This is a genomic window from Bacillus mycoides (genome assembly GCF_018742245.1).
In the GTDB taxonomy this organism is placed as follows: domain Bacteria; phylum Bacillota; class Bacilli; order Bacillales; family Bacillaceae_G; genus Bacillus_A; species Bacillus_A cereus_U.
Window position 1 is genome coordinate 2,089,311 of the sequence record NZ_CP036132.1, and the last position, 25,941, is coordinate 2,115,251.

Sequence of the window (25,941 nt, forward strand, 5' to 3'; positions counted from 1 at the left end):
AATTAATCAGTTATTTTCCGCATAATCCATTCGATAGGTCCTCTAGAAAAGTTCCTTCGCCATAATACGCTAAATAAAATACTGAAAATGAAAAATGCAGTAGCAAATAATAAAACGAAAAGTAATGTTTGGTGTTCCATACGATTTAATACAATCAATGAGCCAATACCGATAAATACATGACTTACATAATGCGTTAATGTTAATTGTCCTGTTTGTACAATGGATGTAATAAACCAATTCTTTTCATATTTTTCAGCAATGTAGAGGCAAATTATTAATATAGCAATAGCGGATCCAGTAGCAGATAAAATATATAATATATTTGGTAATATCGGTCCTGTATTAAACAAAAATGTAGCTGCTTCCTCACCAATGTATGGGATAAAAAGGTGAGTTAACGCTTTGGACAATAGCTCTATAATTATCGTTACTGTTATACCGAGTAAGAGCAATCTATGTCTAATTTTTCTATTATGAAGATCTAATCTGCCAATTATCATACCGATTAAGAAGAAAGAAAACCATGGGAAAATAGGGTGATAGCCATTAAAAAATAAGTTACGAAGAAAACCTTTTAAGGTCCAAAAGTCTATATAGTTTATAAATGGGATTGTGCCTCCCCATCCTTCGAAGGCGTTGAAAGTAAGTTGGAGATATTGTGCAGCAAGTAAAATAATGATAGAAAGCCATATTAGTATAGTTCTTCGTACAGTAATTAGTAATGCAGCGATGAAAAGGTAAACGCCGTAGTAGTGTAAAATATCTCCCGTCCATTCCATTACATACAATAATAATCCTAAAATAAATAAGAATAGTGATCGTTTCCAAATCAATATTCGGCTGGTATTGATTTTTATTTTCTCTGGGCTAGCAACAGATGATTTAGTCATTAAAGTTATGCCAATCCCAGCAAGTATAACAAACAAGGCAGAAGCTCTACCTTCAAAAAGTGTCATAAAGGTTTTTAACAGAGGAGGCCCATTTCCTTCCGCCCCTGTTATCACCATGAAATTAACTAGTAACATTCCAAACATTGCCCACGCTCTAGCAAAATCTAAGCCGATAATTCGTTTTTTAGTTTTCATATGAATCACTTCTTTTGAATATGCTGTGGACAGCTTCAATCCATATTTGTTTATAATTCATATTTACATCAAACATCATGAAGTTTCCGATATTATCAAGTACTAATGCCAACATATGAGCTTTTGAAACTAGATTTTTATTTTGAATGAGTTGAAGTTCATTTGCTTTTGTTAGGAGTGATTCAAATCCGTTTAAATATTCTGTTTGTACAGTTAGTAATCGATCTTTGTACATATCGTTTCTTGAAGATAGTAATACATATTCTTGTAATACACGATTAAAATAAGGATCTTTCTGTTGTTCGTCTATCATTTTAAAGCCAATTTCAACACATTTCTCAATGAAATTCTCTTTCGTAAATTCTTCTGTATGAAAGAATGAGGAGAACTGCATCGCTGCACATAATTCATTAAAAATACTTTCAATTAATGCATCTTTAGATTTAAAGTAATAATAAATAGATGGCTTGGCAATACCAACTTCTTCAGCAATCATTGTATAGGTCGTTTTGGCAATGCCGTGACCGGCAAATAGTCGATAACTTGCTTCGACTATGGAAGAGCGTGTTTCTTCACTTTTACTCATAATAAATCCTCCCGATAATAAAAGGTTAATTAAAGAGTATCATTCATTAAGGTATTTTTCAACCTACCGTTAGGTAAAAAAATATATTTTTCAATACATTATTTTGGTGAAATATAGTTAATCAAAGCGGGAAAGAAATATATTTCTAAAGTATTCTTCTCATTTTATACATAATTATTGAGAAAATTTCACTCACCCTAAATGTGAAGGTAATAGAATTGCTCGTATAGAATTACTCGTAGATTCAATTTATCTCGTTACTTGTGGACAGTAATAGCCTTAAAGGAATGGGGTAAAGGATTCAATTTATTAGGGGGAGTGGTTTTATGTTAAACAAAAAAATGGTGGCAATGGCAATGACTGTGCCATTAGTAATGGGGACGATTTCTACGGTTTCGGCATTGGAAAAACAACAGCAAGTAAAGTTAGAAGCTTATTCACCACAGAAAAAAGCAATTGAATATTTAAAGGGACATGCTACGGAATATGGATTGAAGGCGGACCTTTCAGACTTACAATATATTTCTACAACAGAAACATCAGTAGCTTCATATGTTAGGTTCCAACAAGTAGTTAATGGTGCTCCTGTATTTTCAAAACAAATTACAGTTACTCTTAACGGTGAGGGAAAAGGATTACTTGCCGTTTCTGATTATCAGCCTGTTACAGGTGTGAAGGAAGTTACGAAAAAAATTAGTGAAAAAGATGCAGAACAAAAATCGATGGCGTATGTTGGAGGAGAAAGTGAGCAAAATCTATGGGCTCCTACAGAAAAAGAATTCGGATATATTGTTGAAGAAGGTGTCGCTCTTCCAGTATATAAAGTGGTAGTCCATTCTAACAATCCATTCGGTGCATGGGAAACATTCATTGATGCAGAAAATGGAAAGTTAATTAAAAAGGTTGATATAAACCGAAAAGCAGAAGGAACAGGAAAAGTATTTTTACCTAATCCTGTCGTATCTAGTGGTAGTAAAACAGGATTAAAAGATAGTAATGATGCAGATTCAACAGCACTAACGAATCAACTGAAAACTGTTACGTTAAAAGGTTTAGATGGTACAGGATTTTTAATTGGTGAGTATGTTACAATTTCTTCAAAAGCGAAGACGAAATCTACAAACTTACAATTTAACTATACACGTGCAAATGATAGCTTTGAAGATGTTATGTCGTATTATCATATCGATACATTGCAGCGTTACATTCAAGGATTGGGCATTAACAATATTAATAATCGTTCTATTAAAGTGAATGTAAATGGTACAACTGATGATAACTCATTTTATTCACCATCAACGAAAGCCTTAACTTTCGGTACTGGCGGAGTAGATGATGCAGAAGATGCGGGCATTATCGCGCATGAATATGGACATTCTATTCAAGATAATCAAGTACCAGGCTTCGGAAGTTCACCAGAAGGTGGAGCGATGGGAGAAGGGTTTGGAGACTTCTTAGGTGCTACTTATGAAGATGCAGTATCGACAACAGGTTACGGTAAAGCATGTATTGGAGAATGGGATGCGACCGCTTATTCTAGTTCAGATCCGACGTGCTTACGCCGATTAGATACGAATAAAGTATACCCGAAAGATATAACGAATGAAGTGCATAATGATGGAGAAATTTGGGCTCAAGGTCAATACGAAATGGCACAGGCCTTTGGCCGTGATGTAGCAACAAAAATTATTTTACAATCACATTGGTCATTAACGCCAAATGCGAAATTCCGTGATGGAGCGAAAGCAATTAAGCAAGCGGATGCTCTTTTATACGGCGGACAACACGCGGCTGAAATTGATCGCATTTGGGCAGCGAGAGGGATTAGTACGAATTAATTAAAAACGTCGTGGCATTTATAAGCCACGACGTTTTTAATTTGCTTAAGAACTGGTACTGGAAAATTTATTGGTATCGGTAATAATGTACATATACCGATAAATTTACTTTACTGCTTCTTTAAAAACAAAATGCTCTTTAAATTTTCTAGATTCAAATTTTTGACCGTTTCTCATGGAGAGGAAAGGATGTTCTTGCCACGTAATGATCACGTCAATCTTATCTGCTTTTGTAGGAACTGGAAAATTAGCGTGTTCAAATCCAGTTTTTCCGCCCGCTAGACGACTTTCTTTTAGGGAAAAGAGTTCATATTTTGTTTTCGTATGTGGTTCATTCCGAAAAACTTCAACTTGTACATTATACACTTCACTTTTTCCAAGATTTTTTACAGAGAAATGATATGTTTGAAATACACCTTTTTTTGGTTGTAACAATTTTTCACTCGTTCTTTTTACTTCATCAATATTCACTTGCCATTGATCAGAGTTTTGAGAGATTGGTAAAGACTTTGGCGAATAGGCATATGTTTCATTTACAACAATAAGGCAAAACAAAAGGAGAAAGAAACTAATTGCTTTTTTCATATGTACACCTCCGATAAAACTTTAATAATAATATGCGTGGGAAACGTGTAATTCATGTAATAAAATGGAAAAATAAGTGCGATTGAAAGAATTTGAGAAGGATAAAATATTTCTAAGCTGTCAAATGATAATTGTATAGAGTTCAATGTTCATATTACATACCTTTAGAAGGGGGCTGTTTAGTGAGAAATCGCAATATTTTCCTAAAAAGGCTTGTGTTTTATAAATTAAAGAGATAGAATACTCTGTAAATATAAAAAGTGATGATCAGGAAAAGTACATGATGCAAGGGTCTACAGAGAGCAATCGGTTGCTGGGAAGATTGCGATACCGCATGATGGAAAGACACCTGTGAGTGTTGCTTTGAACGTGATAATTAGTAAAAGCAAACGGTACCTACCGTTATCAGGGCTAAGATGGTCATTATGACAATTTGGGTGGTACCGCGGAAAAATCCGTCCCTATTTATAGGGGCGGATTTTTGTATTCTTTGAAAGGAGGTGAGTGACCGTGGATGATGATGACGACAACAATAAAGTAAATAAAAATAAAATTAATGGAGGGAAATATAATGGATCAAATAATGAAGCGCTCACTCACACGAGAATGTACGGAGCATAGCGGGAAGGTTGTATTACTACAAGGGTGGGTAAAAAAGATTCGTCATCTAGGAAATGTTAGCTTTTTATTATTAAGGGACCGAACGGGAGTTATTCAATGTGTATTAGAAAACGAGTTAGCCGGATACAAAGTTGATGTTGAAAGTGTCGTCCAAATAATTGGAGAAATAGTAGAGACACCGAAAACAGAATTAGGTATTGAAGTACTTGCACGTAAAGTGAAAGTATTAAATGGTGCAGAGCCACTTCCATTTGAGATAAATAAAAAGAAGCTACAAGTTGGCTTAGATCAACTGTTGAATGAGCGGGTATTATCATTAAGGCATGAGCGAATCGCGGCGGTTTTTAAAGTGAAATCTACACTCGTTCAAAGTTTTAGTGAATTCCTAATAGAGAACGATTTCACACGTATATTTACTCCGAAAATTGTCTCGCAAGGGGCAGAAGGAGGAGCGAATGTTTTTAAGCTTCCATATTTCCAAAAAGAAGCGTATTTAGCTCAATCACCACAGTTTTATAAACAAATGATGGTAGCGGGAGGACTCGAATGTGTTTTTGAAATTGCTCCTGTGTACCGGGCTGAACATCATAACTCGTCACGACATTTAAATGAATATATATCGTTAGACGTAGAACTTGGATTTATTCATGATTTTTATGAAGTGATGCAATTAGAAACAGATGTTTTACGATATATGTTTCAACAAGTAGGAGAAAAATGTGAAAGAGAACTACAACTATTACAAGTAACAGTACCTGTTATTGCGGAAATTCCTAAAATCACATTATCAGAAGCACAAGAAGTTTTAAAAAGTAAGTATCGAAAAGAATCTCCCATAGGGGATTTAGATACAGAAGGTGAAAAGTTACTAGGGAAATATGTGAAAGAAACGTATAATAGTGAATTTGTATTCATTACACATTATCCGAAAGAAGCGCGACCGATGTATACGATACCGAATAAAGAAAATCCAACTATTACTGATTCATTCGATTTATTATATAAAGGGTTAGAAATTACATCAGGTGCACAGCGAATTCATAACTATGACATGTTACTTGCTTCTTTTAAAGAAAAAGGATTACATCCAGAGAAATTTCAATCTTATTTAAATACATTCCGATACGGTTGTCCACCACATGGTGGTTTTGGGATAGGATTAGAAAGGGTTGTATATAAACTTTTAGAGTTAACAAATGTCCGAGAGGCGAGTGCTTTTCCGAGAGATTGTACTCGTCTTATACCGTAAAAAAGAATCTTCGCGATTATCGCGAAGATTCTTTTTTAATGTTCTTTATATTTCATTTGTAAATATTTTCTATATAAGTCTATAAAAATCCTTTTCGACAAAAAATTAATATATATCTTGACAGTTATAAATATAACCGATATACTTCATATTAATTTCAAAAGAAGATATATTCAGAATATTAAAGTGCGTTGAATAGGAGTAGTAAGGTCATGTATTTGTACAGAGAGCTATGGGTTGGTGTGACATAGTCAAATGACATCCTGAACTCGCCTAGGAGCAGTAAGGTGGAACGGAATCACATTCTTAGTAAATCTTAACGGTTAACCTTCGATATTAGGTTTGTAATCAAACGATTACTACTAAGGTGGATTCATAATGGAATCAATAAGGGTGGTACCGCGTTAAGCAAATGGCTTAGCGTCTCTTTATATAAAGAGATGCTGGGCCATTTTTTATTTTATAGAAAAAGAAATGGAGGGTTTATTTGGATAGGTTTATAAAATTCGTTTATTTATATAAAAAGATTTAATTAGGAGGAAAATAAGATGAAACAGACGGAGCAATGGACTTCGAAATTAGGTTTTATAATGGCAGCGGCAGGATCAGCAATTGGACTTGGCGCAATATGGAAGTTTCCTTATATCGCTGGAAAGAGCGGGGGAGGAGCATTCTTTTTAATCTTTATATTATTTACTGTATTAATTGGACTACCACTACTTATTGCTGAATTTATGATTGGACGCAGTACACAGAAACAAGCAGTTGGAGCATTTAAAAGTATCGCACCAAATACAGGATGGCACTGGATTGGCCGTCTTGGCGTTGGAACTTGTTTTATATTACTATCATTTTATAGTGTTGTAGGTGGATGGGTATTAATTTATTTATTCAGAGGAGTGACAGGACAGCTTATTACTCCAGGACAAAATTATAGTGCATTATTCACAGAGACAATTGGAAATCCGACTTGGGCCATTATCGGTCATTTTGCATTTATGTTCATTACGATATGGGTTGTATCAAAAGGTGTACAAAATGGGATTGAAAAAGCAAGTAAATATATGTTACCAGCGTTGTTCGTATTATTTTTCGCTCTTATTATTCGTTCATTAACACTTGATGATGCGATGCAAGGCGTGAAGTTTTTCTTACAGCCGGATTTCTCAAAAATTACTTCAGAAAGTATTTTGTTCGCAATGGGGCAATCATTCTTTGCGATTAGTATAGGAATTTCGATTATGGTTACGTATAGCTCGTATTTAAATAAAAAAGAAAGTTTACCAAAATCAGCAGTTACGATTGTTGGATTGAATTTATTCGTTTCTTTATTTGCAGGTCTTGCTATATTTCCAGCAGTATTTTCATTAGGAATGGAGCCAACAGAAGGACCTGGATTACTATTTATCGTATTGCCATCTGTATTTAGTCAAATTCCATTCGGTGGACTATTCTTAACAGTATTTCTTGCGTTATTTACATTTGCGACATTAACATCGGCATTTTCACTACTAGAGACGGTCGTTTCAGCATTAGCAAATGGCGAGCAAGAAAGAAGAAATAAACTATCATGGATCATCGGTTTCTGCATTTTCCTAGTAGGTATACCATCTGCGTTATCATTTGGAGTATGGAGTGATATTACGATTTTTGGGAAGAATATTTTTGATGCGATAGACTTCTTATCTAGTAATATATTAATGCCACTCGGAGCATTATTTATTAGTATTTTCGTATCATTCAAAATGGAAAAGAAAGTGTTAGAAGCTGAATTTTTTATAGGTGGAAATTACGGAAAGAAAGTATTTACTACCTGGGTATTTTTACTTCGATTTATAGCTCCACTTGCAATAATTATCGTCTTTTTAAATGTAATAGGGATTATTTAAGATGAAATGTTATAATATTCAGTAAAAAAAGAAGGTGATGATAATAAAAACGAATTTGATTGAAGTTGGGAAATACATAAACATTAGAGGGAAAAAGCTATATGTTGAAACACATGGAAGTCCTAAAAATAAACCAGTATTATATTTGTACGGTGGACCAGGAGAGAGCTGTTATGATTTTTCATTTCATCAAGCGGAACGATTAAAAGAATCATTGTATGTAATTATGTTAGACCAACGAGGAGTTTGTCGTTCGGAAGTAATTACTGAGGAAGAACCTTTTGGACTAGGTGATTTAATTCAAGATTGTGAAGAACTAAGAAAAGTATTACAAATTGATAAATGGTCTGTAATAGGACATTCTTTCGGTGGGTATTTAGCATTGTTATATGTAGCGATGTATCCAAATTCAATAGAGAAAATAATATTTGAAGGTCCGACTTTCGATTTTTCATTAACAAGTAGAGCTTTGTTACAAAAAACAGGGGATTTATTAATAAAGTATGGAAAAGAAGCAGCGGCAGAAGAGTGCCTGAATTATTCATCTAATAATGCTAGTTCAGAAGAGTTGCTAGAAGCTTATATAAGATTAAGCTCTGAATTAGAAGAGAAGAGAATGGAGATTTACAATTATAAGGAAGATGAGACGGACGATAGTTTATATAGTGACGAAGAGTGGGAACAATTTTCAAATCGTTCAAAAACCCATTTTGATAGATTAAAATCAGAGGGAGCATGTCATACGTCATTATTATCAAAAATAAAAGATGTACAGAATCCAATGTTATTAATTGTAGGAAAATATGATGTAGTAACATGTGAAAAGCAAATTGAAATATTCAATCGAGATTCTCTAAATGGAAAGCATATCATATTCGAAGAAAGTGGTCATACACCACATTATGAGGAAGCAGATCGATTTGCTGAAACAATTATTCATTTTTTGAAATAAAAAAGAAAGGGTGCTTCTAATAATGAGAAGCACCTTTTTTAAATTTCTGGATAAGTGATTGTAATGTTAGGCCATTTGCTTTGCCAATTCTTTTTATTAACCCTATTTTTATACATATGTATTCGTTCTTTCGTTTCAAGAAAATGAGGTGTAGGTTTCACTTGTAATGAAAGTGCATCTTCTATTCCGCATGGGGATGTTAATATGACTTTGTTTTGTTCGTCCAAAGAAACACCAAGGGCGGTTGCTGTTTCAGGAAATTTAGAAATAGCATCAATAGAAGAAGAGTATGGTGGCATTCCATTCACTACATGCATGCGAGTTTGATTTTTTACTGACCAAGGGATGGAGGCATCCATATTCATTAGTTTCTGTTCTAATGATTGTTCGTACACCTCATCTTTATGTAATGGATCATAATAAATGACATCGACATCTGGCGTAGCCGTTCTTACTTCGTAGTTATGTAAGGTATCCCAAATTTTAGAACGGACAAACCCAGCGCAAATCCACCAATCAGGTAGCTCTAGTGATTTTGCCATTTGTAATACATTCATCATCCACGGATCATTTTGGATCAATTGAATAATATCTTGTTCGGTTTTAATAGTCATTTGATAGTACACCTACTTTTTTTAGAGAGTGAATTAATTCATAAGCTTAATAATCCATGTAATCCAGTAAGCACCTGGTATGAATAATAGTTGCGCTAATAATGTACCGAGAAGTCTAGAAATCATGAGCCAACCATACATCTTACTCATTGCTTCAGCACCTTCTTCTGATTGAAGAGCCCGTTCTGTTAAAAGAGCGATACGTGGATCTAGTAAAACTGTTAATAAAATAGTAGCAAAACCATTAACAAGGCCAGAAGCTGTAGTAGCCTTTGTTGCATAAGTCGGATTTAAAAAAGAAGCATATAGTGCGGAAAGAACACCAGCTGTATAAATGGCAGTGGCAAACATATTAATAAGCATAATTCGCTTCGGAATTCCGCCAATACGCATTCGATGAATCATCTCAAACTTTGGAAAGCGTACATATTTTTTTGTGTACTTTAATTTTTGAATGTTATTCGTCTTCATCATTCGAATGAATGAACCATCTGTTTCAAAGTTTTGAATTACGTATCCAAATAGCTTTGTCAAAGTTGGATAGAGTATAATCGCGAGCAATGTACCGACAGAAGCAGATAATAGAACGAGCCGTATAATATGCTCTAAATCAATAGAAGAATCTAGCTTTGCTTCATCGACAATACCACCAATTAAAAAAGCTTGTAGTAAGTTAGATGTTCTTGAAATAAGTAGTACCATTCCTACGATGGATAAGGCAACGACAATCTTTTTTAAACGTACACCAGCTAATCGAATACTATAAGAGCTAGTTTCAACCGCGTGGATAACAATTGTGAAAGCCATTATAAAAATTAACGTAATTGACATTTGATTCACCAGTTTCTATTAAATTAATTATAACTTTTTCACTTTATCATATCTTTTGTGATTTTGTAACTGAAAGTATAAGGGGTAGAAAAAGTAATTTTCTGAAAAGTTGAATGGTGATAGTATAGTAAAGGTGTAAGTAGGAGAATGGCCTTAATGGGGTACATATAAAATCAGTGGGGGAATGAAATATGTATACAACATTTCTATTTGATTTAGATGGAACATTAACTGATCCGAAAGAAGGGATTATAAATTCTGTTCTATACGCGTTAGAAAAAATCGGGATCGAAGAAGTAAATATAAGCGAGTTAGATTCATTTATCGGCCCACCAATACAACAATCTTTTGTAGATAGATATAATATGAATGAAATAGAGGTAGAACGAGCAGTGTTTTATTTTCGGGAATATTTAAAGCAAAGTGGTTTATTAGAGAATAAAGTATACGATGGAATTGGAGCCCTATTGCAAGAATTAAAGGATGATGGCAATCGTTTGTTTGTAGCAACTTCAAAGCCTACTGTATTTGCGGAACAAGTAATAGAGCACTTTCAGTTAACATCTTTTTTTGAAGAGATTGTAGGGAGTAATTTAGATGGGACAAGAATAAAAAAGGAAGAAATAATTGCTCATATTTTACAAACAAATGAAGAACTTCAAAAAGAAGAAATGGTGATGATTGGTGATAGAAAGCATGACGTAATCGGTGCGAACAGTAACGGAATTGCTTCAATAGGTGTATTGTATGGATATGGTAATGAGAATGAATTGAGTGATGCTGGGGCGATTCATATAGTGAAAGATGTCGAAGAGTTACAAAGTTTTTGTATAGAGAATAGTACGATAAAACTATAGAAATAGAACCTAGAAATCCCTTTATAACATATGACGATGAAATCGTTTTTGTTTAAAGGGATTTTACATATGTAATCGAATACTATAATTAGACAATTTTAGCATGAAAAATTTGTAATAAAGTAAAACTTTAATTAGTGGAAGTTTTGTCCATCCGGCACTGATTATCAGCCCTCACCAATCGGGCTTTTACGAGCAGTTGATATCCCGCCTAGCTTCTGCACATTTGCTGAATTTTAAGGTGGGAGTCTTACTGCCCGCAAATAGCGGGATAAAAAGAGGAGGAATGTCATGAAATAAAAGGGTTCGAAATACGAGTAAAAGTTCGTCGTTAAAAGATTGAATTTTCAGTTTAAAAGGAGGGTTATAATTGGAGCTAGTTATTATTTTATTAGCACTTAGTTTACTCATGTTTGTAGCATATAAAGGATTTTCTGTAATATTATTCGCACCGATTTTTGCATTATTTGCGGTATTTTTGACAGAGCCTAGTTTTGTATTACCTTTCTTTTCAAATATTTTTATGGAGAAAATGGTAGGGTTTATTAAATTATATTTCCCTGTGTTTTTACTTGGAGCAATATTTGGGAAAGTAGTAGAAATGTCAGGAATCGCTGATTCCATCGCAAAGACGATTGTAGAGTTAGTTGGAGAAAAACGTACAATTTTAGCGATTGTTTTAATGGGAGCTATTTTAACGTATAGCGGTGTTAGTGTGTATGTAGTGGTATTCGCTATATTTCCGTTTGCGGCTAAGTTGTTTCGACAAGCGGATATCCCAAAGCGTTTAATCCCTGGCACAATCGTTCTTGGAGCAGCAACATTTACAATGGATGCGCTTCCTGGATCACCACAAATTCAAAATGTAATACCTACAACTTTTTTTAAAACTGATATTTATGCAGCACCGATACTTGGTATTTTAGGCGCAATTTTTGTTTTAACGTTAGGTTTACTTTATTTAGAGAGTAGGCGTAAGAAGGCAAAAGCAGCAGGAGAAGGGTATTTTGGTTTTAACGATGGAAAGTCTGAAATGGCAGCATCTTTACAATTAGAACAAAAAGATATACCGATACTAAGCAGTATTGAAATCACAAGAGTACAGCAAGTAATTGCGTTTGTACCACTTATTTTAGTAGGTGTAATGAATAAAGTTTTCACAATCATGATACCAAAGTGGTATCCAAATGGTTTTGATTTCTCAGCTATTGGTATGAAAGCATTTGGAAAAGTAGAATTAAGTGCGGTAGTTGGAATTTGGTCTGTAGAATTGGCACTTATTATAGGGATTTTATCAACGCTTTTATTATATTGGAAACGAGTAGTAACTGGATTTCAAGCTGGATTGAATACAAGTATTGGTGGAGCGCTACTTGCAACAATGAATACAGGAGCTGAATTTGGGTTTGGCGGTGTTATTGCAGCACTTCCAGGTTTTGCAATTATGAGAGATAGCATCTCTGCAACTTTCACGAATCCATTAGTAAATGGGGCAGTAACAACGAATATTTTGGCTGGTATTACTGGATCAGCATCAGGAGGAATGGGGATTGTTTTAAGTGCGATGGGAGATAAATTTATTGCAGCGGCCAATCAATATGATATTCCATTAGAAGTTATGCACCGCATTGTATCAATGGCATCAGGCGGAATGGATACATTACCACATAATGGTGCAATTATTACTATTCTAACGGTAACAGGATTAACACATAAACAGTCATATAAAGATATATTTGCTATTACAGTTTTGAAAACGGTCGCAGTATTTGCAGTCATCGCGTTCTATACTTTAACAGGAATCTATTAATACTAGTTAATATACGAAAAGAAAATATTTATCAGATTGATATTTTACATAATAAAATATTTATTGTAACTACTCAGTCACTCTATGAAAAATCGGCAGAAAAATTTTTTAAGTTGGTCGAGAGAGGACCTGGCTATGTATAGGAGCGGTCAGGGCCTTTCCTGCCACGCGCAAAGTTTTAAAACAAAGAAAGGTAGCAAGGTGTAGGTCCATTTTTATCTTCATGGCAGCAATCTATATGCTGAAAAATGAAAACAACTTTCTATAGTTAATAAGGGGGCTTATTTTAACTGGAATAATACACTTTATCAAACTTCTGAATGAAATGCATGGCTGAGTAGTTGCAAATATTTATTATAGATAGAAGGGGTGGAGTACTTGCAAGAAGTTGCTGAGTTTCGTATGCCGAAGTCTGTATTATATGGGAGAAATTCGTTTGAAAAACTAGGGGATCAATCAAGAAAGTTAGGGAAAAGGGCTTTTATTGTAAGTGATACAATTATGGAGAAGTTGGGTTATGTTGAAAGATGTATGGATCACTTAAATGCGAAAGGGATTACTGTTATTACGTACAATGAAGTAAATACTGAGCCTACAAATTTATACGTATTAGAAGCGTTATCTATTTGTAAAAAAGGAAAATGCGATTTTATCATAGGTATTGGCGGAGGAAGTTGTATTGATGTTGCGAAAGCAGTAGCAGTGTTATATACAAATGGTGGAGAAATTGAAGATTACGTCCAAAAGGATATAGAAATAGAATACAATCCACTACCGCTAATCGCAATCCCAACGACTTCTGGTACTGGATCGGAAGTAACAAGTGTAGCAGTAATTACGAATAAAAAAACAGATGTGAAAATGATGATAAAACATCCAAGCTTTATCCCTCATGTTGCGATAATAGACCCGATTTTTACAAGTTCGGTACCACCTCATATTACTGCAGCAACGGGAGTAGATGCATTATGCCATGCAATTGAAGCTTATATTTCTAAAGTTTCACAACCTCTTACAGATGTTCTTGCTCTTTCAGCTATTGAAAGCATTATGAAATATTTACGTATCGCATATGAAGATGGAGATAATATGGAAGCAAGGGAAGCAATGATGATTGCTTCATTACAAGCTGGGATTGCTTTTTCAAATGCATCTGTTACATTAGTGCATGGTATGTCTCGTCCAGTGGGGGCATTATTTCATGTGCCACATGGAATATCGAATGCAATACTATTACCTGCAGTTTTAGAGTTTACAAAAATGAGTGCAATAAAAAGGTTAGCGGAAGTAGGACGTAGCTTAAACAAAGATTTGTATTCTCATTCTAATGAAGAAGTAGCGAACTACACGATTGCTGAAATTAAGAAACTTTGTTTTGATCTTCGTATTCCTAATTTAAGAGAATACGGAATTGATGAAGTAGAATTTGAAAATGCTATTTCTAAAATGGCGAAAGATGCTATCGAAAGTGGGAGTCCAAGTAACAATCCACGAGTTCCATCTTATGATGAAATAAAAGAGCTCTATCGAAAATGCTTTGACTATAAATATGAGTCTACTACAAAAGTTATTTTCTGAATATTCTTTAATTATTTCCGTGGAAATGAAAAATAACTTTAAATCATGTAGAGGGTTTATGTGATAAAGAAAATGTTTTCATTGCTATAAAACGATATTCATTATGTATAAATTACAGTATTAGTGTTGACTAAAACAATATTATCTTAAAGATGAATATATGAAATTAATAGGTCTTATTGGTGGAATGAGCTGGGAATCATCTACTGAGTATTACAAAATAATAAATGAAGAAATAAAAATAAGATATAATTTTATTATGTAAACAAAATCGTATGTGTGGAAAACATTCAGAAAATATCTTATAATGTAAGTGGTTACATTTGAGGGGGAATGCGGATGTTTTCAGTTCAACCAATCGCATTTGTACATAATGAAAGAAAGGAAATAAAAGATGATGAGTGGGGAGATGTAAGATCCTGTATTACTTTAACTGATATGTATACAGAGGAAAGTATACAAGGGATCGAAGAGTTTTCTCATATTGAAGTTATTTTCTATTTTCATAAAGTAACAGATGAACAAATTCAACATTCTGCTAGACACCCTAGAAATAATAGTAAGTATCCAAAAGTAGGGATTTTTGCACAGCGTGGAAAAAATCGTCCGAATCGACTAGGAGCGACAATTGTTAAAGTGATAAAAAGGGATGGAAATGCAATTGTGGTTGAAGGATTAGATGCAATCGATGGTACACCGATATTGGATATTAAGCCTGTTATGAAAGAATTTATACCGAGGGAAGAAATAAAGCAGCCTAAATGGGCAACAGATATTATGAAACAGTATTGGAAGGGGAACGGAGTAAAATGAGAATATATGAAGCAACAATTGCAGATTTAGATGGACTAGCATCTGTTTTTAATAACTATCGAGTATTTTATCGACAAGATTCTGATATTGAAGGAGCAAAAGTGTTTTTACGAAATCGAATCGAGAGAAAAGAATCCATTATTTTCGTCGCAGTTGAAGACGGTGAATATATTGGATTCACGCAACTATATCCTTCGTTTTCTTCCATTTCGATGAAAGAATTATGGATTTTAAATGATCTGTTTGTACAAGAGGCAAAGCGCGGAGCCGGAACAGGTAAAAAATTATTAGAAGCTGCTAAAGAATTCGCCTTAGAAAATGGCGCAAAAGGTGTAAAATTACAAACAGAGATTGATAATTTATCAGCTCAGCGATTATACGCTGAAAATGGATATTTGAGAGATAATCGTTATTTCCATTATGAATTAACTTTTTGAAATATATATAGTTAAATGAGACGTTTTCAAAGTGAAGACGTCTCATTTAATTTTTTTATTGATGATTTAAAATCCAATTTGTAGCGTCTTCAAAGTTTTCTGCAATGTAATTCGGTTCAATATGTGCCCATTTGTCTCGGAACGTATGTAAAGCATCATATCCAGCACCAGTTCGAACTAATATTGTTGTTGCATTTACTTTTGCACCAGCAACAATATCAGTCCAGCGATCACCGATTACAGCGCATTTTGTTAAATCAAGCCTATGTTTTTCTGCTGCTTGCAGGAGCATACCTGTGCTCGGTTTGCGGCATTCACATCCGCCACCATGTTTATGAGGACAAAGGTAAATATCATCAAAACCAAACTCTTTTAATTCTTGAACAAAATCATTCGCAGTTGCTTTTCCATCCGCGATACCTGGTTGATTCGTAAAAGAGAATAGTTTAATATTTTGAGCTTTTAACTTTTGTAAAGATTCCTTTGTAAAAGAAAATAATGTGAAAGAACCTGGATAATGTATTGTAGTATCACCGCCAATTGTTCCGTCACGATCAATGAAAATAGCTTCAATGTTTTTCATAGTTACAGTCCTTTCAATTTAAAACTACAAACATTAAATATTCTCTTGAAATATGTTTTTTCCTGCTACCGAAACAAATATATCAGAAGTGATATAATACTAAATTAAGAGGGATATGTTATCATTTTCCTTGATTGTAATGTAAATGGAAAGAAGGTAAGTATTATGCTAGAGGTGAATATCCGCTCAGCCGGATATGAAATTGGTGAAAAGACAGTTCATGATATTGCCTTTGCAATTGAAAAAGGCGAGTTAGTTGCTCTTATTGGTGCGAATGGCGCAGGAAAGAGTACGACAATTAAATCGATACTCGGTTTGCTTGTGAATACGGATGGTGAAATCTCGTTTGGTGAAAAGAAAAATCCATGTGCATATGTACCGGAACATCCCACTTATTATGATTATTTAACTTTGTGGGAGCATATTGAATTGTTAATGGCTGCCCGTGGAAATGAAGAGGGAAATTGGGAGGACAAAGCAAGGGAATTATTACATACGTTTCGAATGGAAAAACATATACACGAATACATATCAAATTTTTCAAAAGGTATGAAACAAAAATCGATGCTAATATTAGCATTTTTAACAGAGCCAGATTTCTATATTATCGATGAGCCTTTTATCGGTTTAGATCCAGTAGCCACGAAAGACTTTTTGAATTACTTATATAAAGAAAAAGAGCGAGGAGCAGGTATATTACTTTGTACGCACGTGCTGGATACAGCTGAAAGAATTTGTGAAAGATTTTTACTCATTTCGCAAGGTACATTAGTAGCAGATGGGCATTTAGAGGCGATCCAATCGTTAGCAGAAATGCCAGGAAGTACACTGTTAGATTGTTTCGATGCAATTGTAAGGCGGGAACAAAATGATTAAACAACAGTTTAATAAAAGGTTACGTCATGAATTGCAAAGAAAATGGAAAGCGATTCGTTCTGTAACAGATTGGACAGTAGCATTATATATTGTTATTCCCGCACTTATATTTATTGTAATGTATTATCGTTCATTATGGATAAAAGAACTATCAATGGAAGAGACCGTTTATTTTGGATTAGGTTTACTTGCATTTTACTTTGTTACATTTTCAAGAGGAGTTCGCTCATTTTTTGAACAAGCAGATAGCTTATTTTTAATTTCGTACCCAAATCATATGCGAAGATTAATGAAGCTTGGCATGATATATACGTTAATTCGGATTGCAATAACGAACGCAATTGTAGTATTCATTATGCTGCCTATATTGATGAAAAGTATGGGAGCGACAATTATACAAATCGTACTGTTCTGGATTTTCTTTACTGTTTTTCGATTTATGCTATCGTTGTTGACGAGATTCATAAATGTACGTGTGGGGAAACGATGGGTGTTATTGATTATAAAAGATGTTATATTTTCTTTTAGTTTGATTTTTTTTGGAATCAGTGTATTTTTTATTTATAAAAATCCATTGTATTCCATATTATTTATCGGTCTAGCAGCTTTATTTACTATAGTCTTGGTAAAAGAAAAGATGAATTATAAAAATTTCTTTTTTAAAGAAGTTGAGAAAGAGAAAGAAGAAAGTATGCGTTGGACGGTAGGGATTATGCAAGTTGGTGGCCATGCTGTGAAGCCAAGTAGTTCGAATAAAAAACCGTGGATGTTCCCTCGTTCTAAAAAGATATTAGGAAAAAAATCTGATTCGCGTATTGTAGAAGCGTTTTTAAAAGAATTTTTGCGTACAAGTAGTGCTTTAATGTTTTATGTTCAAATTGTATGTATAAGTACTGTAAGTATTATCGTGACTCCGCAGTGGATAACAGTTATTATTCTTGTATTTGCTATAGTTGCTATTTCTCGCTATGCGCGTGATTATTGGAATGAATTTACGAAGAAAATGTTTCTACATTTATATTGTGATGAAGGAGAATTACTATTATTAAGGTGGAAGGCGGATCGTTATTTGCTCCTTCCAGTCGTATTTATGTACGGAACAGTCATCCTCTCACAGTTTTATTTATTGCCAGCAGTAATTATTGGAGTTATTTTTATAGTATTCATTGGTTGGATTGTATTTTTACCATAGAAAAAGAGCCGGAAATGGCTCTTTTTCTAGTCTGTAACACACTGATAAATAAAATATACTAAAACGAGTATGCTTGCGGCGGAATATATGACATCTAAAGTCATTTGATCGCCTCCTCATTGTTGTTGTATTTCTAGTGTATGAAATCTTACAATTTCATATTCAAGTGAAAAATATGTGAACGTTAACAAATTTGTAAAGTGCAAAAATTACAATCATTTTGTATAATAGAAGAAACAACCGTTAAATAAAATATAATGAGTGAAAGGGGAGGGAACATAAATGCCAAATTGGTTTAGAAAAACCTTAGTCGCATTAATTACCGTATTTACGTTTGGTTTAGTGACGCCTCCTTCCATATTACTTGATAATGCCAAAGCTGCGGACAAGCCTACGAGCACAGCTGGGCAACAAAATTTGGAGAGTACGTCCTATACATATGAAGAAACGAATGATAGGTTAACCACCGATACTTTTGTTAACTATGCGATGCAAGAAGCAGAGAAGCAATCTATGCAAAAATTCGGATCTAAAATTGGGCCTGTAATTGAAGATGAATTTAAAGATGTTGTATTACCTAAAATTGAAGAGGCAATCGCGGAACTTGCAAATGATGTGCCAGAAGAATCGTTACAATCATTAGCAATTTCTCAAAGACCAGCTGGCGGAAATAATGAAAAGATTTTTCATGTTTATGACACGAAATCCGGAAATGACTTACTGCGATTTCATGTAAGGAGAGATCATCCACCGCAAGATGGATATTATTTTAATTTCCACTATCATCGTTTTGATGATGGATACTCAGGACACCATGAGTTAGGAAATATTTATTGGAATACGAATGTACCGCCGAAATGGTTGTCTTAATGAAGAACAAGAGAAAATCTTGTTCTTTTTTATGTGTATGAAAGGGTAAGACATTTATGCTGTTGAATAACATAGGTTTAGGAAGAAAAACAAAGGGAGTATGGGAATGCAAAAATACATTGTTTTTGACTTTGATGGCACGTTAGTAGATTCACAAAATATATTTGTACCAATTTATAATCAACTTGCTGAAAAGCATGGATATAAGATAGTTAGTGAGGAAGAGATCGAGCCTTTACGAAAACTGACTATTGCTGAAAGATGTAAAAAACTCGATGTGCCACTGTATAAACTTCCTATATTGGCGCTAGAGTTTTATAAATTATATCAACCTGCTATAAAAGATCTCGTTTTATTTCATGGGATGAAGGATGTATTAGATGAATTACATAAAAAAGGCTACGGGATTGCGGTTATATCTTCGAACTCAGAAGAGCATATTAGGGCATTTTTACATAATAATGGAATAGAAAACATTCAAGAAGTGTATTGTTCTAAAAATTTGTTTGGTAAAGATAAAATGATAAAAAGATTTTTAAAGTCGAAAAAGCTAACAGAACAAGATATGTTGTATGTCGGTGATGAACAACGTGATATTGCAGCTTGTAAAAAAGCTGGTGTGAATGTGATTTGGGTTTCGTGGGGGTATGACGTAATTGAGACGGTAAAAGGAGACGCGCCAGATTATATGGTTAATACGCCAGGGGAAATTGTGCAAGTAGTACAGGCGGCACATTCTTAATATAAATAAACTTCGAGCAGGTATTCATCATATTGAATTTTGGGTAGCAAAGTTTCTTGCGGGTAATAAGGTGAAGGTTATACGTGGTCCTATTGAAATGAATCATTATTCGGATGGTTAGACAATAGACTTTTATGACCCGAATGGCTTTATTGTAGAGGTTGCGTATACACCGAATACAGAAATGTAAGGAGAATAGACATGAAGATAATTACAACGTGGAAAAACAGTATACAAATAGTGAAAAATGCCGCAAACATTGAAGAAATCTCTAAAGGTTTCTCTCCTGATAAAAAAATATATTATTACGACTACTGATGATGAAAAATATTTATTACGGGCAGGCAATATAAAAGAGTATGAAAGAAAGAAAATAGAGTTTCAAATTTTAAAAGAAATGCAAAAACGAAACGTACAAGCACAAAGACCGATTGAACTCGGTATGTTGGAAGAAGTAGGTTTATGCTATAGTGTTTTTTCATATTTAGAAGGGGAAGATGCGAAGAATCTGTTACCTACATATACGCCAAGAGAACAATATAATATTGGTATAGAAGCAGGAAAAGACTTAGCAACAATGCATACACATGAAGCTCCTAAGGATATACTCCCATGGTATGAAAGAGCAATGAAAAAACATAGAAAATATTTAGATGCGTATAAAACATGCGGAATTAAAATTGAAAATGATGATAGAATCATTAAGTTTATAGATGAAAATGAAATGTATGTAAAGAATCGTCCAAATCGATTTCAACACGATGATTTTCATTTAGAAAATATAATCATACGGGATAAAAAATATGTAGGTGTTGTTGATTTTAACGGCTATGATTGGGGCGATCCACTTCATGATTTCGTGAAAATTGCATTATTTGCAAGAGACATTAGTATCCCGTACTCAATTGGCCAAGTTGAAGGCTATTTCAATGGGAGCATTCCAGAGGATTTTTGGAGATTATATGCAGTATATGTAGGTATGACTGTTTTTTCATCGGTTGTTTGGTGTTTACGAGCAGCGCCGCATATGTTAGATGATACGTTAGAGCGTCTTCATATTGTATTAGAAGACCATAAAAATTTTGAATTATCAAAGCCAATCTGGTTTGATAGTGAAATGATGAATAGAAAATAAGGATAGCAGGTGGGAAATCTCACACCTGCTATTTGTAAATAACTCATGAGACGGTCTCTTTACATACTATATATGTAGTTTTTTTATGAAGGAATGAAAACCTTGACGTCTACTTTATAATATAAAAAGGGGGTGGACTATTGAAAATCAGGCAAGGCAAATATGAAGAAATAAAATTACGCGATAGAATTCCAGGAATGGTTGAATATATAGAGGACACAATGTTACCTACTGGTTTTCACTATTATATTCCTCCTCACTGGCATAGAAGTATTGAAATTAGCCTAGTCGTATATGGAGAGGTTTTCTTGTATGTGAATGGGCAAAAAAAGAAAGTATCCGCTGGCGAATTTATTTTTGTGAATAGTGGCGATGTTCATGAATTCGAAAAAGTTGAAAATACAAGTTGTGCAGTAATGATGTTGATTATTTCTTATGAATTTCTTAAAGAGGTAAATGGAGATTTTGATAAATATAGATTTAATATAAAAGAATCAGTTGTTCAGAAAACTAACCTCCAGCAAATATTTTATGAATTAAAGGAGTTAGTCGCAAATTCTGATGATTTAAGTTACATAAAAATTAATAGTCTAATTTATGAAATTGTTTATATTCTATTGCGATATTGCAAAGATGGAGAGAATATAGACAATAATTATCAACTTGGAAATAGACAGAAAGAAATGATTACATATATTTATAAACATTATGATGAAGAACTTAAACTGAAAGATGTGGCCAAACATTTTTTTGTAAGTGAAGAACATTTTTCACGTATGTTCAAAAAATCGTTCGGATCAAATTTCACCACTTTTTTAACGAGATATAGGCTCTATAAAGCGTATGAAGATATTATTAGAAGTACAAATTCTATACAAGATATAGCAGTAAAACACGGATTTCCAAATGTAAAATCATTTATTTCACAGTTTAAAGAGAAATATGGATATACACCATTACAGTATAGAAAAAATATCATATCAAAAAATGCCTATAATTGTATCAAATATAAACAACAATAAAAAAACGTTCCATGTTACATTTTGTACATGGAACGTTTTTTTATTTAGTAATAGTAAATGAAGTGAGATTCAATAGAGATTTATCTAATCCGAATAAATGAAAACGTTTAAAAAATGGAGGATGAATACTAGATGACTAGAAAATATGACTTAAATCTATTAGAAAAAATTCAAGAAAAACAAGAAAACATCAATGTACAGGGGGCAAAAGTCTTAGTAAAAAACATACCAGATTGTGATGAAAAAGGAGCGATGGATCCACGTCTTTATAAGGATACGAAGGTTCAAATGAATATCATGAGGTTTATGCCTAAAAATATGATGAAAATGGACGCTTCTGAAAAATCGGTAAGGAATATGCGAAAACAATTTAATGGAATTAAAAGTGTTCCAATTGTCACTAAAGACATTAATATTACACATAAAACAGTGAAAGCGGAAGATGGATATGATATTCCGATAAGAATTTATAACAGTGTTTCTAAACAGGAGAATGCGCCAGTTTTATACTTTATTCACGGTGGTGGATTCATGGCAGGATCACCAGATGTAGTAGAAGAACTTGTGAAATTGATAGTAGAAAAAACAGATATACTAGCCGTTTCTGTGGATTATCGATTAGCTCCGGAAAATCCTTTTCCAACTGGGCATACAGATTGCTACACTACTTTAAAGTGGATTTATGAAAATGCTGATACATTAGGCGGGGATAAGAATAATATCTTTGTGGCAGGTGATAGTGCAGGAGGGAACTTAACACAGTATTGTACAACTAAAGATATGGAAGATAGTAGGAAGTACGTGAAGGGACAGTTGCTTCTGTATCCTACAATTAATATGTGTGATTATGAAGATGAATTTTATTCTTGGAGTATAGATAAATATGAAATTGCTCCTAAGTATAAAAAAGGATTAGAAAAAATGCTTAATATTATGCATTCAATGGTTGGAGGTATGTCAGAAGTACTTGGTACGAAAGAAATTCATTCGAAGTATTTAAGTCCATATGTTGATGTATCCCCAGACTATCCAAGTACATTTATTACGGTAGGAGAGCATGATTTTTTAATGATTGAATGTTTAGCGTATGCAGCTAAATTAACTAAAAAAGGAGTTGATACTGAAACAGTTCTTTATCGAGGGTTGGGGCACGCTTATGGAGATAACGTAGGTGTCTATCCTCAAAGTGAAGATTTAGCAATTGAGATGGGGAATTTTATATTAAAACATAGTGGAAAGTAGGGGGAATGATGAAAAATAGAAAGGTGATATTAATTGCCTGCTTCGCTATTTTACTATGTATCTTTGCATTTACAGACTTACAAATATCCAATGGTCTATATGAACCAACTAATAAGGTCGCTCTTTTTTTACAAGCTATAGGAGAAATTCCAGCGATGCTTATTGCCTTATTTTCTAGTATGTATTTATTTAAAGCTAGAAAGAATAAAGGTTCAAGAGGATATTATCTATCTGGAATTGGCTATGGAGCAATCATTCTTTTGTTCGCTTTTGCAGCTGCATTTATGCTAGTACATTATTTAACCATTTCCAAATATTTAATTCCAATTTTTATGCTTTGCTTTATTGTAGTTTGCTATATGATTTCTAAATCATGGAGTAAATATGATGATGCAAGATTGAGGGATATTGCATTAATCGGATTATTAAGTGTAGTTATTGTATTAATTACATTTAATCTAATAAAGCTAGGATGGGGTAGAGAACGCTATCGTCATATGATTTCTATTGGATCTTTTGAAGGATTTTCAAAATGGTTTATACCTCAAGGGATTGCTAAAAGTGATGAGTTTATGTCATTTCCTTCAGGCCATAGTGCTAATGCAGCGTTAGTCATTTGGTTTAGTTTATTACCAGAATATTTCGCTTCGTTAAAAAGAAAAAAAATAGGTGTTTGGATTCTCATTCTTTTATGGATGATAATAGTACCAATGAGTCGTATTGTGGTAGGAGCCCATTTTGCTTCAGATGTTACAGTTGGAGTCGCTATTTCAGTTACTGTGTTTATGTGTTTGAAAAAATTCATATGGAGAGATAAGAAAAATAAACGCACCAATAATAATGATGTTCTTCCACATTCATTGAATCGGTAATAAGAAAGTCTTTTCCTTTGAGGGAATATATAATAATTAATGCATGGCTTGTTCATTAAGCTGTTTTGATAAATAAGTTAGTATTTGGGTTATCCTCATTTTATTTATTAAATTCAATAATAGGATTATAGGTTGCAGGGTGAATTTCTAATTCCAAAATAATAGAGGGAAGAGTAATCTTCCCTCTATTTAATTTGTTATTTAATTTTCGTAAATGTAAGAGGCTGAGTACTTAAAGTTGCAGGTACGTGTAATTGAAGAGCCGGGAATTCACCATTTACATTCATATCATAAGCGAATAAAAGCCCCATTTTCATTTGGAACAAACTAATTGATGCTGAGAAGATGTCGTAATGATGGTGCTGTAGTTTAATTTCCGTATCCATGAATTGTACATGTAAGAAATCATCTTGTTTGTATACTTTCAGTGCCCCATAAGCAGGATGCTCAAAAGTTCCAGTGTAGTCATCTAATGTATGAGAAGGGATAGTCCCATTTATTGCTTCAGGAAGTGATTCAGTTGCCTCTTTCATCATCTCTTTCATTTTTTCGCTATCTTCTACAGCACGTTCATGCCAGTCGATATATTCTAGTCCGAGGAGTTCGTCGTAAATATGTTTTGTAATATAAGTAGGGAGTAAAGTTTGTCCGGAATTTGTTAGTACGATAATACCGATATTTTCGTTTGGCATAAATGACGCAAGTGCAGAAAACCCATCAATATTACCGCCGTGATGAATCATTTTATAACCGCGGTAAGCACTAATAAACCAACCGAGTCCGTAGCTATTTAATGGTGATTCACTCGTTGATAACATTGGCTGATCCGGTATTGGAGTATGCGGTGTATACATTTCTTGGAGTAGTTCAGTAGAAATCAAATCATGATTTTCTGTTTTTCCTTCGTTTAAATGAAGCAGAACCCAGTTTGCCATATCTTCAATTGTAGAATTAATACACCCAGCAGCGCCAACTGTATCGATGTTACGGAATGGAACTTCTTTTATTTCACCGTCATTTTCAATGTAAGGTAAAGCATAATCATCTGTATTTTGTGAGTCTGTAACAGAGAAGTTTGTATGTCTCATATTTAAAGGGTCTAAAATATGTTCTGTAACGTATTGCTCCCACGTTTGATTCGTAATGTTTTCCACAATATAACTAATTGTCGCATACATTAAGTTGTTATAAAGAAATGCTGTGCGGAACGGTGCATCAAGTGATAAATGTTTTATTTTTTCAACAAAATCTTTTCGAGTTAAGGAAGAACTGTACCAAAGAGCATCGTGACGACTTACCCCAGTACGATGAGAAGCTAAATCTCGTCCTGTAACTTGCGAGTTAGCGAGCATATCGGATAAAGAGAAGTTAGGTACGTAAGTTTGGACAGGAGTATCCCAATTAAACTTTTTTTGCTGTGCTAATAAGCTTAATGAAAGTGTACCGAATGCTTTCGTCGCAGAACCGATGGCGAATCGTGTCTGCGGAGTAACAGCCTCTTTTTTCTCTATGTTACGATAGCCGAAACCTTCTGAAATAATGACCTCCCCATCTTTTATAACCGCTATAGCAGCGCCAGGAACGTGTAAAGCTTTCATCATCTCTTCAACCTGATGTTGTAACGTACTTAAAACAGGAGTTTTGATTTTAGACATGCTT

23 protein-coding genes, 3 pseudogenes and 2 other annotated features are annotated in these 25,941 nt (G+C 33.9%); of the genes and pseudogenes, 19 read left to right on the forward strand and 7 right to left on the reverse strand.

The genetic code is table 11. From position 1 onward, the window contains the following. Positions 1 to 2 precede the first annotated feature (2 nt). Positions 3 to 1,088 carry a DUF418 domain-containing protein gene (locus tag EXW56_RS10635; protein ID WP_215597446.1) on the reverse strand — a complete coding sequence of 362 codons (1,086 nt, stop codon included), beginning with the start codon at positions 1,086 to 1,088 and terminating at the stop codon, positions 3 to 5. Then, the gene (locus EXW56_RS10640; RefSeq protein WP_215597447.1) at positions 1,078 to 1,674 is read right to left on the reverse strand and encodes a TetR/AcrR family transcriptional regulator; all 597 of its coding nucleotides are present in this window, start codon (positions 1,672 to 1,674) and stop codon (positions 1,078 to 1,080) included. Before EXW56_RS10640 ends, EXW56_RS10635 begins: the two co-directional genes overlap by 11 nt. A gap of 326 nt (positions 1,675 to 2,000) precedes the next feature. On the opposite strand from EXW56_RS10640, the gene EXW56_RS10645 reads away from it, so the two are divergent. Beyond that, a complete protein-coding gene (locus EXW56_RS10645; RefSeq protein ID WP_002200669.1) occupies positions 2,001 to 3,512 on the forward strand; it encodes a M36 family metallopeptidase in 1,512 nt (503 codons plus the stop codon). Between the two features lie 105 nt (positions 3,513 to 3,617). Here EXW56_RS10645 and EXW56_RS10650 read toward each other — a convergent pair whose 3' ends face one another. Further along, complete coding sequence (locus EXW56_RS10650) at positions 3,618 to 4,097, reverse strand: hypothetical protein (RefSeq protein ID WP_215597448.1); 480 nt, start codon at positions 4,095 to 4,097, stop codon at positions 3,618 to 3,620. A gap of 254 nt (positions 4,098 to 4,351) precedes the next feature. After that, positions 4,352 to 4,563: a binding site (T-box leader), on the forward strand. Positions 4,564 to 4,668: 105 nt separating this feature from the next. Between EXW56_RS10650 and aspS the strand changes: the two genes are divergently transcribed. The 3 genes from aspS to EXW56_RS10665 all read left to right on the forward strand — a co-directional run bounded on the left by aspS (position 4,669) and on the right by EXW56_RS10665 (position 8,808). Further along, complete coding sequence (gene aspS / locus EXW56_RS10655; protein ID WP_215597449.1) at positions 4,669 to 5,967, forward strand: aspartate--tRNA(Asn) ligase; 1,299 nt, start codon at positions 4,669 to 4,671, stop codon at positions 5,965 to 5,967. A 182-nt stretch (positions 5,968 to 6,149) separates the two neighbouring features. Beyond that, positions 6,150 to 6,398: a binding site (T-box leader), on the forward strand. 117 nt (positions 6,399 to 6,515) lie between these two features. Next, positions 6,516 to 7,856 carry a sodium-dependent transporter gene (locus EXW56_RS10660; protein WP_215597450.1) on the forward strand — a complete coding sequence of 447 codons (1,341 nt, stop codon included), beginning with the start codon at positions 6,516 to 6,518 and terminating at the stop codon, positions 7,854 to 7,856. Between the two features lie 37 nt (positions 7,857 to 7,893). Then, entirely contained in the window at positions 7,894 to 8,808 is a 915-nt protein-coding gene (locus EXW56_RS10665; RefSeq protein ID WP_215597451.1) for an alpha/beta fold hydrolase, read from the forward strand. A gap of 38 nt (positions 8,809 to 8,846) precedes the next feature. On the opposite strand, the gene EXW56_RS10670 is transcribed toward EXW56_RS10665, so the two are convergent. Beyond that, positions 8,847 to 9,422, reverse strand: a complete 576-nt coding sequence (locus EXW56_RS10670; RefSeq protein ID WP_215597452.1) for a nucleotidyltransferase family protein — start codon at positions 9,420 to 9,422, stop codon at positions 8,847 to 8,849. Positions 9,423 to 9,455: 33 nt separating this feature from the next. Continuing rightward, a complete protein-coding gene (locus EXW56_RS10675; protein WP_002189473.1) occupies positions 9,456 to 10,253 on the reverse strand; it encodes a lipid II flippase family protein in 798 nt (265 codons plus the stop codon). Between the two features lie 191 nt (positions 10,254 to 10,444). On the opposite strand from EXW56_RS10675, the gene EXW56_RS10680 reads away from it, so the two are divergent. From EXW56_RS10680 to EXW56_RS10700, 6 genes and pseudogenes are all read left to right on the forward strand, one after another. Further along, positions 10,445 to 11,110 (forward strand): HAD family hydrolase, encoded by a 666-nt coding sequence (locus EXW56_RS10680; protein ID WP_215558408.1) that lies wholly within the window; start codon positions 10,445 to 10,447, stop codon positions 11,108 to 11,110. Positions 11,111 to 11,480: 370 nt separating this feature from the next. Beyond that, a complete protein-coding gene (locus tag EXW56_RS10685; RefSeq protein ID WP_002200657.1) occupies positions 11,481 to 12,920 on the forward strand; it encodes a GntP family permease in 1,440 nt (479 codons plus the stop codon). A 378-nt stretch (positions 12,921 to 13,298) separates the two neighbouring features. Beyond that, positions 13,299 to 14,498, forward strand: a complete 1,200-nt coding sequence (locus tag EXW56_RS10690; RefSeq protein WP_215558410.1) for an iron-containing alcohol dehydrogenase — start codon at positions 13,299 to 13,301, stop codon at positions 14,496 to 14,498. A gap of 160 nt (positions 14,499 to 14,658) precedes the next feature. Continuing rightward, positions 14,659 to 14,745, forward strand: a pseudogene (locus EXW56_RS27580) (aspartate racemase); the annotation flags it as partial. Between the two features lie 92 nt (positions 14,746 to 14,837). Continuing rightward, positions 14,838 to 15,311 carry a tRNA (N6-threonylcarbamoyladenosine(37)-N6)-methyltransferase TrmO gene (gene tsaA / locus EXW56_RS10695; protein ID WP_215558411.1) on the forward strand — a complete coding sequence of 158 codons (474 nt, stop codon included), beginning with the start codon at positions 14,838 to 14,840 and terminating at the stop codon, positions 15,309 to 15,311. Then, complete coding sequence (locus EXW56_RS10700) at positions 15,308 to 15,748, forward strand: GNAT family N-acetyltransferase (protein WP_033710381.1); 441 nt, start codon at positions 15,308 to 15,310, stop codon at positions 15,746 to 15,748. The genes tsaA and EXW56_RS10700 overlap by 4 nt, the downstream gene beginning before the upstream one ends. A 55-nt stretch (positions 15,749 to 15,803) precedes the next feature. Here EXW56_RS10700 and EXW56_RS10705 read toward each other — a convergent pair whose 3' ends face one another. Then, positions 15,804 to 16,331, reverse strand: a complete 528-nt coding sequence (locus EXW56_RS10705) for an HAD-IIIA family hydrolase (protein ID WP_215558412.1) — start codon at positions 16,329 to 16,331, stop codon at positions 15,804 to 15,806. Between the two features lie 165 nt (positions 16,332 to 16,496). On the opposite strand from EXW56_RS10705, the gene EXW56_RS10710 reads away from it, so the two are divergent. The 9 genes and pseudogenes from EXW56_RS10710 to EXW56_RS10750 all read left to right on the forward strand — a co-directional run bounded on the left by EXW56_RS10710 (position 16,497) and on the right by EXW56_RS10750 (position 24,282). Further along, a complete protein-coding gene (locus tag EXW56_RS10710; RefSeq protein WP_215597453.1) occupies positions 16,497 to 17,207 on the forward strand; it encodes an ABC transporter ATP-binding protein in 711 nt (236 codons plus the stop codon). Next, positions 17,200 to 18,399 carry an ABC transporter permease gene (locus EXW56_RS10715; RefSeq protein WP_215597454.1) on the forward strand — a complete coding sequence of 400 codons (1,200 nt, stop codon included), beginning with the start codon at positions 17,200 to 17,202 and terminating at the stop codon, positions 18,397 to 18,399. Before EXW56_RS10710 ends, EXW56_RS10715 begins: the two co-directional genes overlap by 8 nt. A 282-nt stretch (positions 18,400 to 18,681) precedes the next feature. Continuing rightward, positions 18,682 to 19,269, forward strand: coding sequence for a YpjP family protein (locus EXW56_RS10720; RefSeq protein ID WP_002031682.1), 588 nt, complete (start codon positions 18,682 to 18,684; stop codon positions 19,267 to 19,269). 106 nt (positions 19,270 to 19,375) lie between these two features. Beyond that, positions 19,376 to 20,011 (forward strand): HAD family hydrolase, encoded by a 636-nt coding sequence (locus EXW56_RS10725; protein WP_002200649.1) that lies wholly within the window; start codon positions 19,376 to 19,378, stop codon positions 20,009 to 20,011. Between the two features lie 43 nt (positions 20,012 to 20,054). After that, positions 20,055 to 20,201, forward strand: a pseudogene (locus EXW56_RS10730) (VOC family protein); the annotation flags it as partial. Between the two features lie 11 nt (positions 20,202 to 20,212). Then, a pseudogene (locus EXW56_RS10735) lies at positions 20,213 to 21,146 on the forward strand (aminoglycoside phosphotransferase family protein). 140 nt (positions 21,147 to 21,286) lie between these two features. Beyond that, the gene (locus EXW56_RS10740; protein ID WP_199660272.1) at positions 21,287 to 22,168 is read left to right on the forward strand and encodes an AraC family transcriptional regulator; all 882 of its coding nucleotides are present in this window, start codon (positions 21,287 to 21,289) and stop codon (positions 22,166 to 22,168) included. 132 nt (positions 22,169 to 22,300) lie between these two features. Further along, positions 22,301 to 23,410, forward strand: a complete 1,110-nt coding sequence (locus EXW56_RS10745) for an alpha/beta hydrolase (RefSeq protein WP_002200646.1) — start codon at positions 22,301 to 22,303, stop codon at positions 23,408 to 23,410. Between the two features lie 8 nt (positions 23,411 to 23,418). After that, entirely contained in the window at positions 23,419 to 24,282 is an 864-nt protein-coding gene (locus tag EXW56_RS10750) for a phosphatase PAP2 family protein (RefSeq protein ID WP_215597455.1), read from the forward strand. Positions 24,283 to 24,479: 197 nt separating this feature from the next. Here the strand turns inward: EXW56_RS10750 and EXW56_RS10755 are convergent, their stop codons facing one another. Further along, positions 24,480 to 25,937, reverse strand: coding sequence for a serine hydrolase (locus EXW56_RS10755; protein WP_002200644.1), 1,458 nt, complete (start codon positions 25,935 to 25,937; stop codon positions 24,480 to 24,482). Positions 25,938 to 25,941 lie beyond the last annotated feature (4 nt).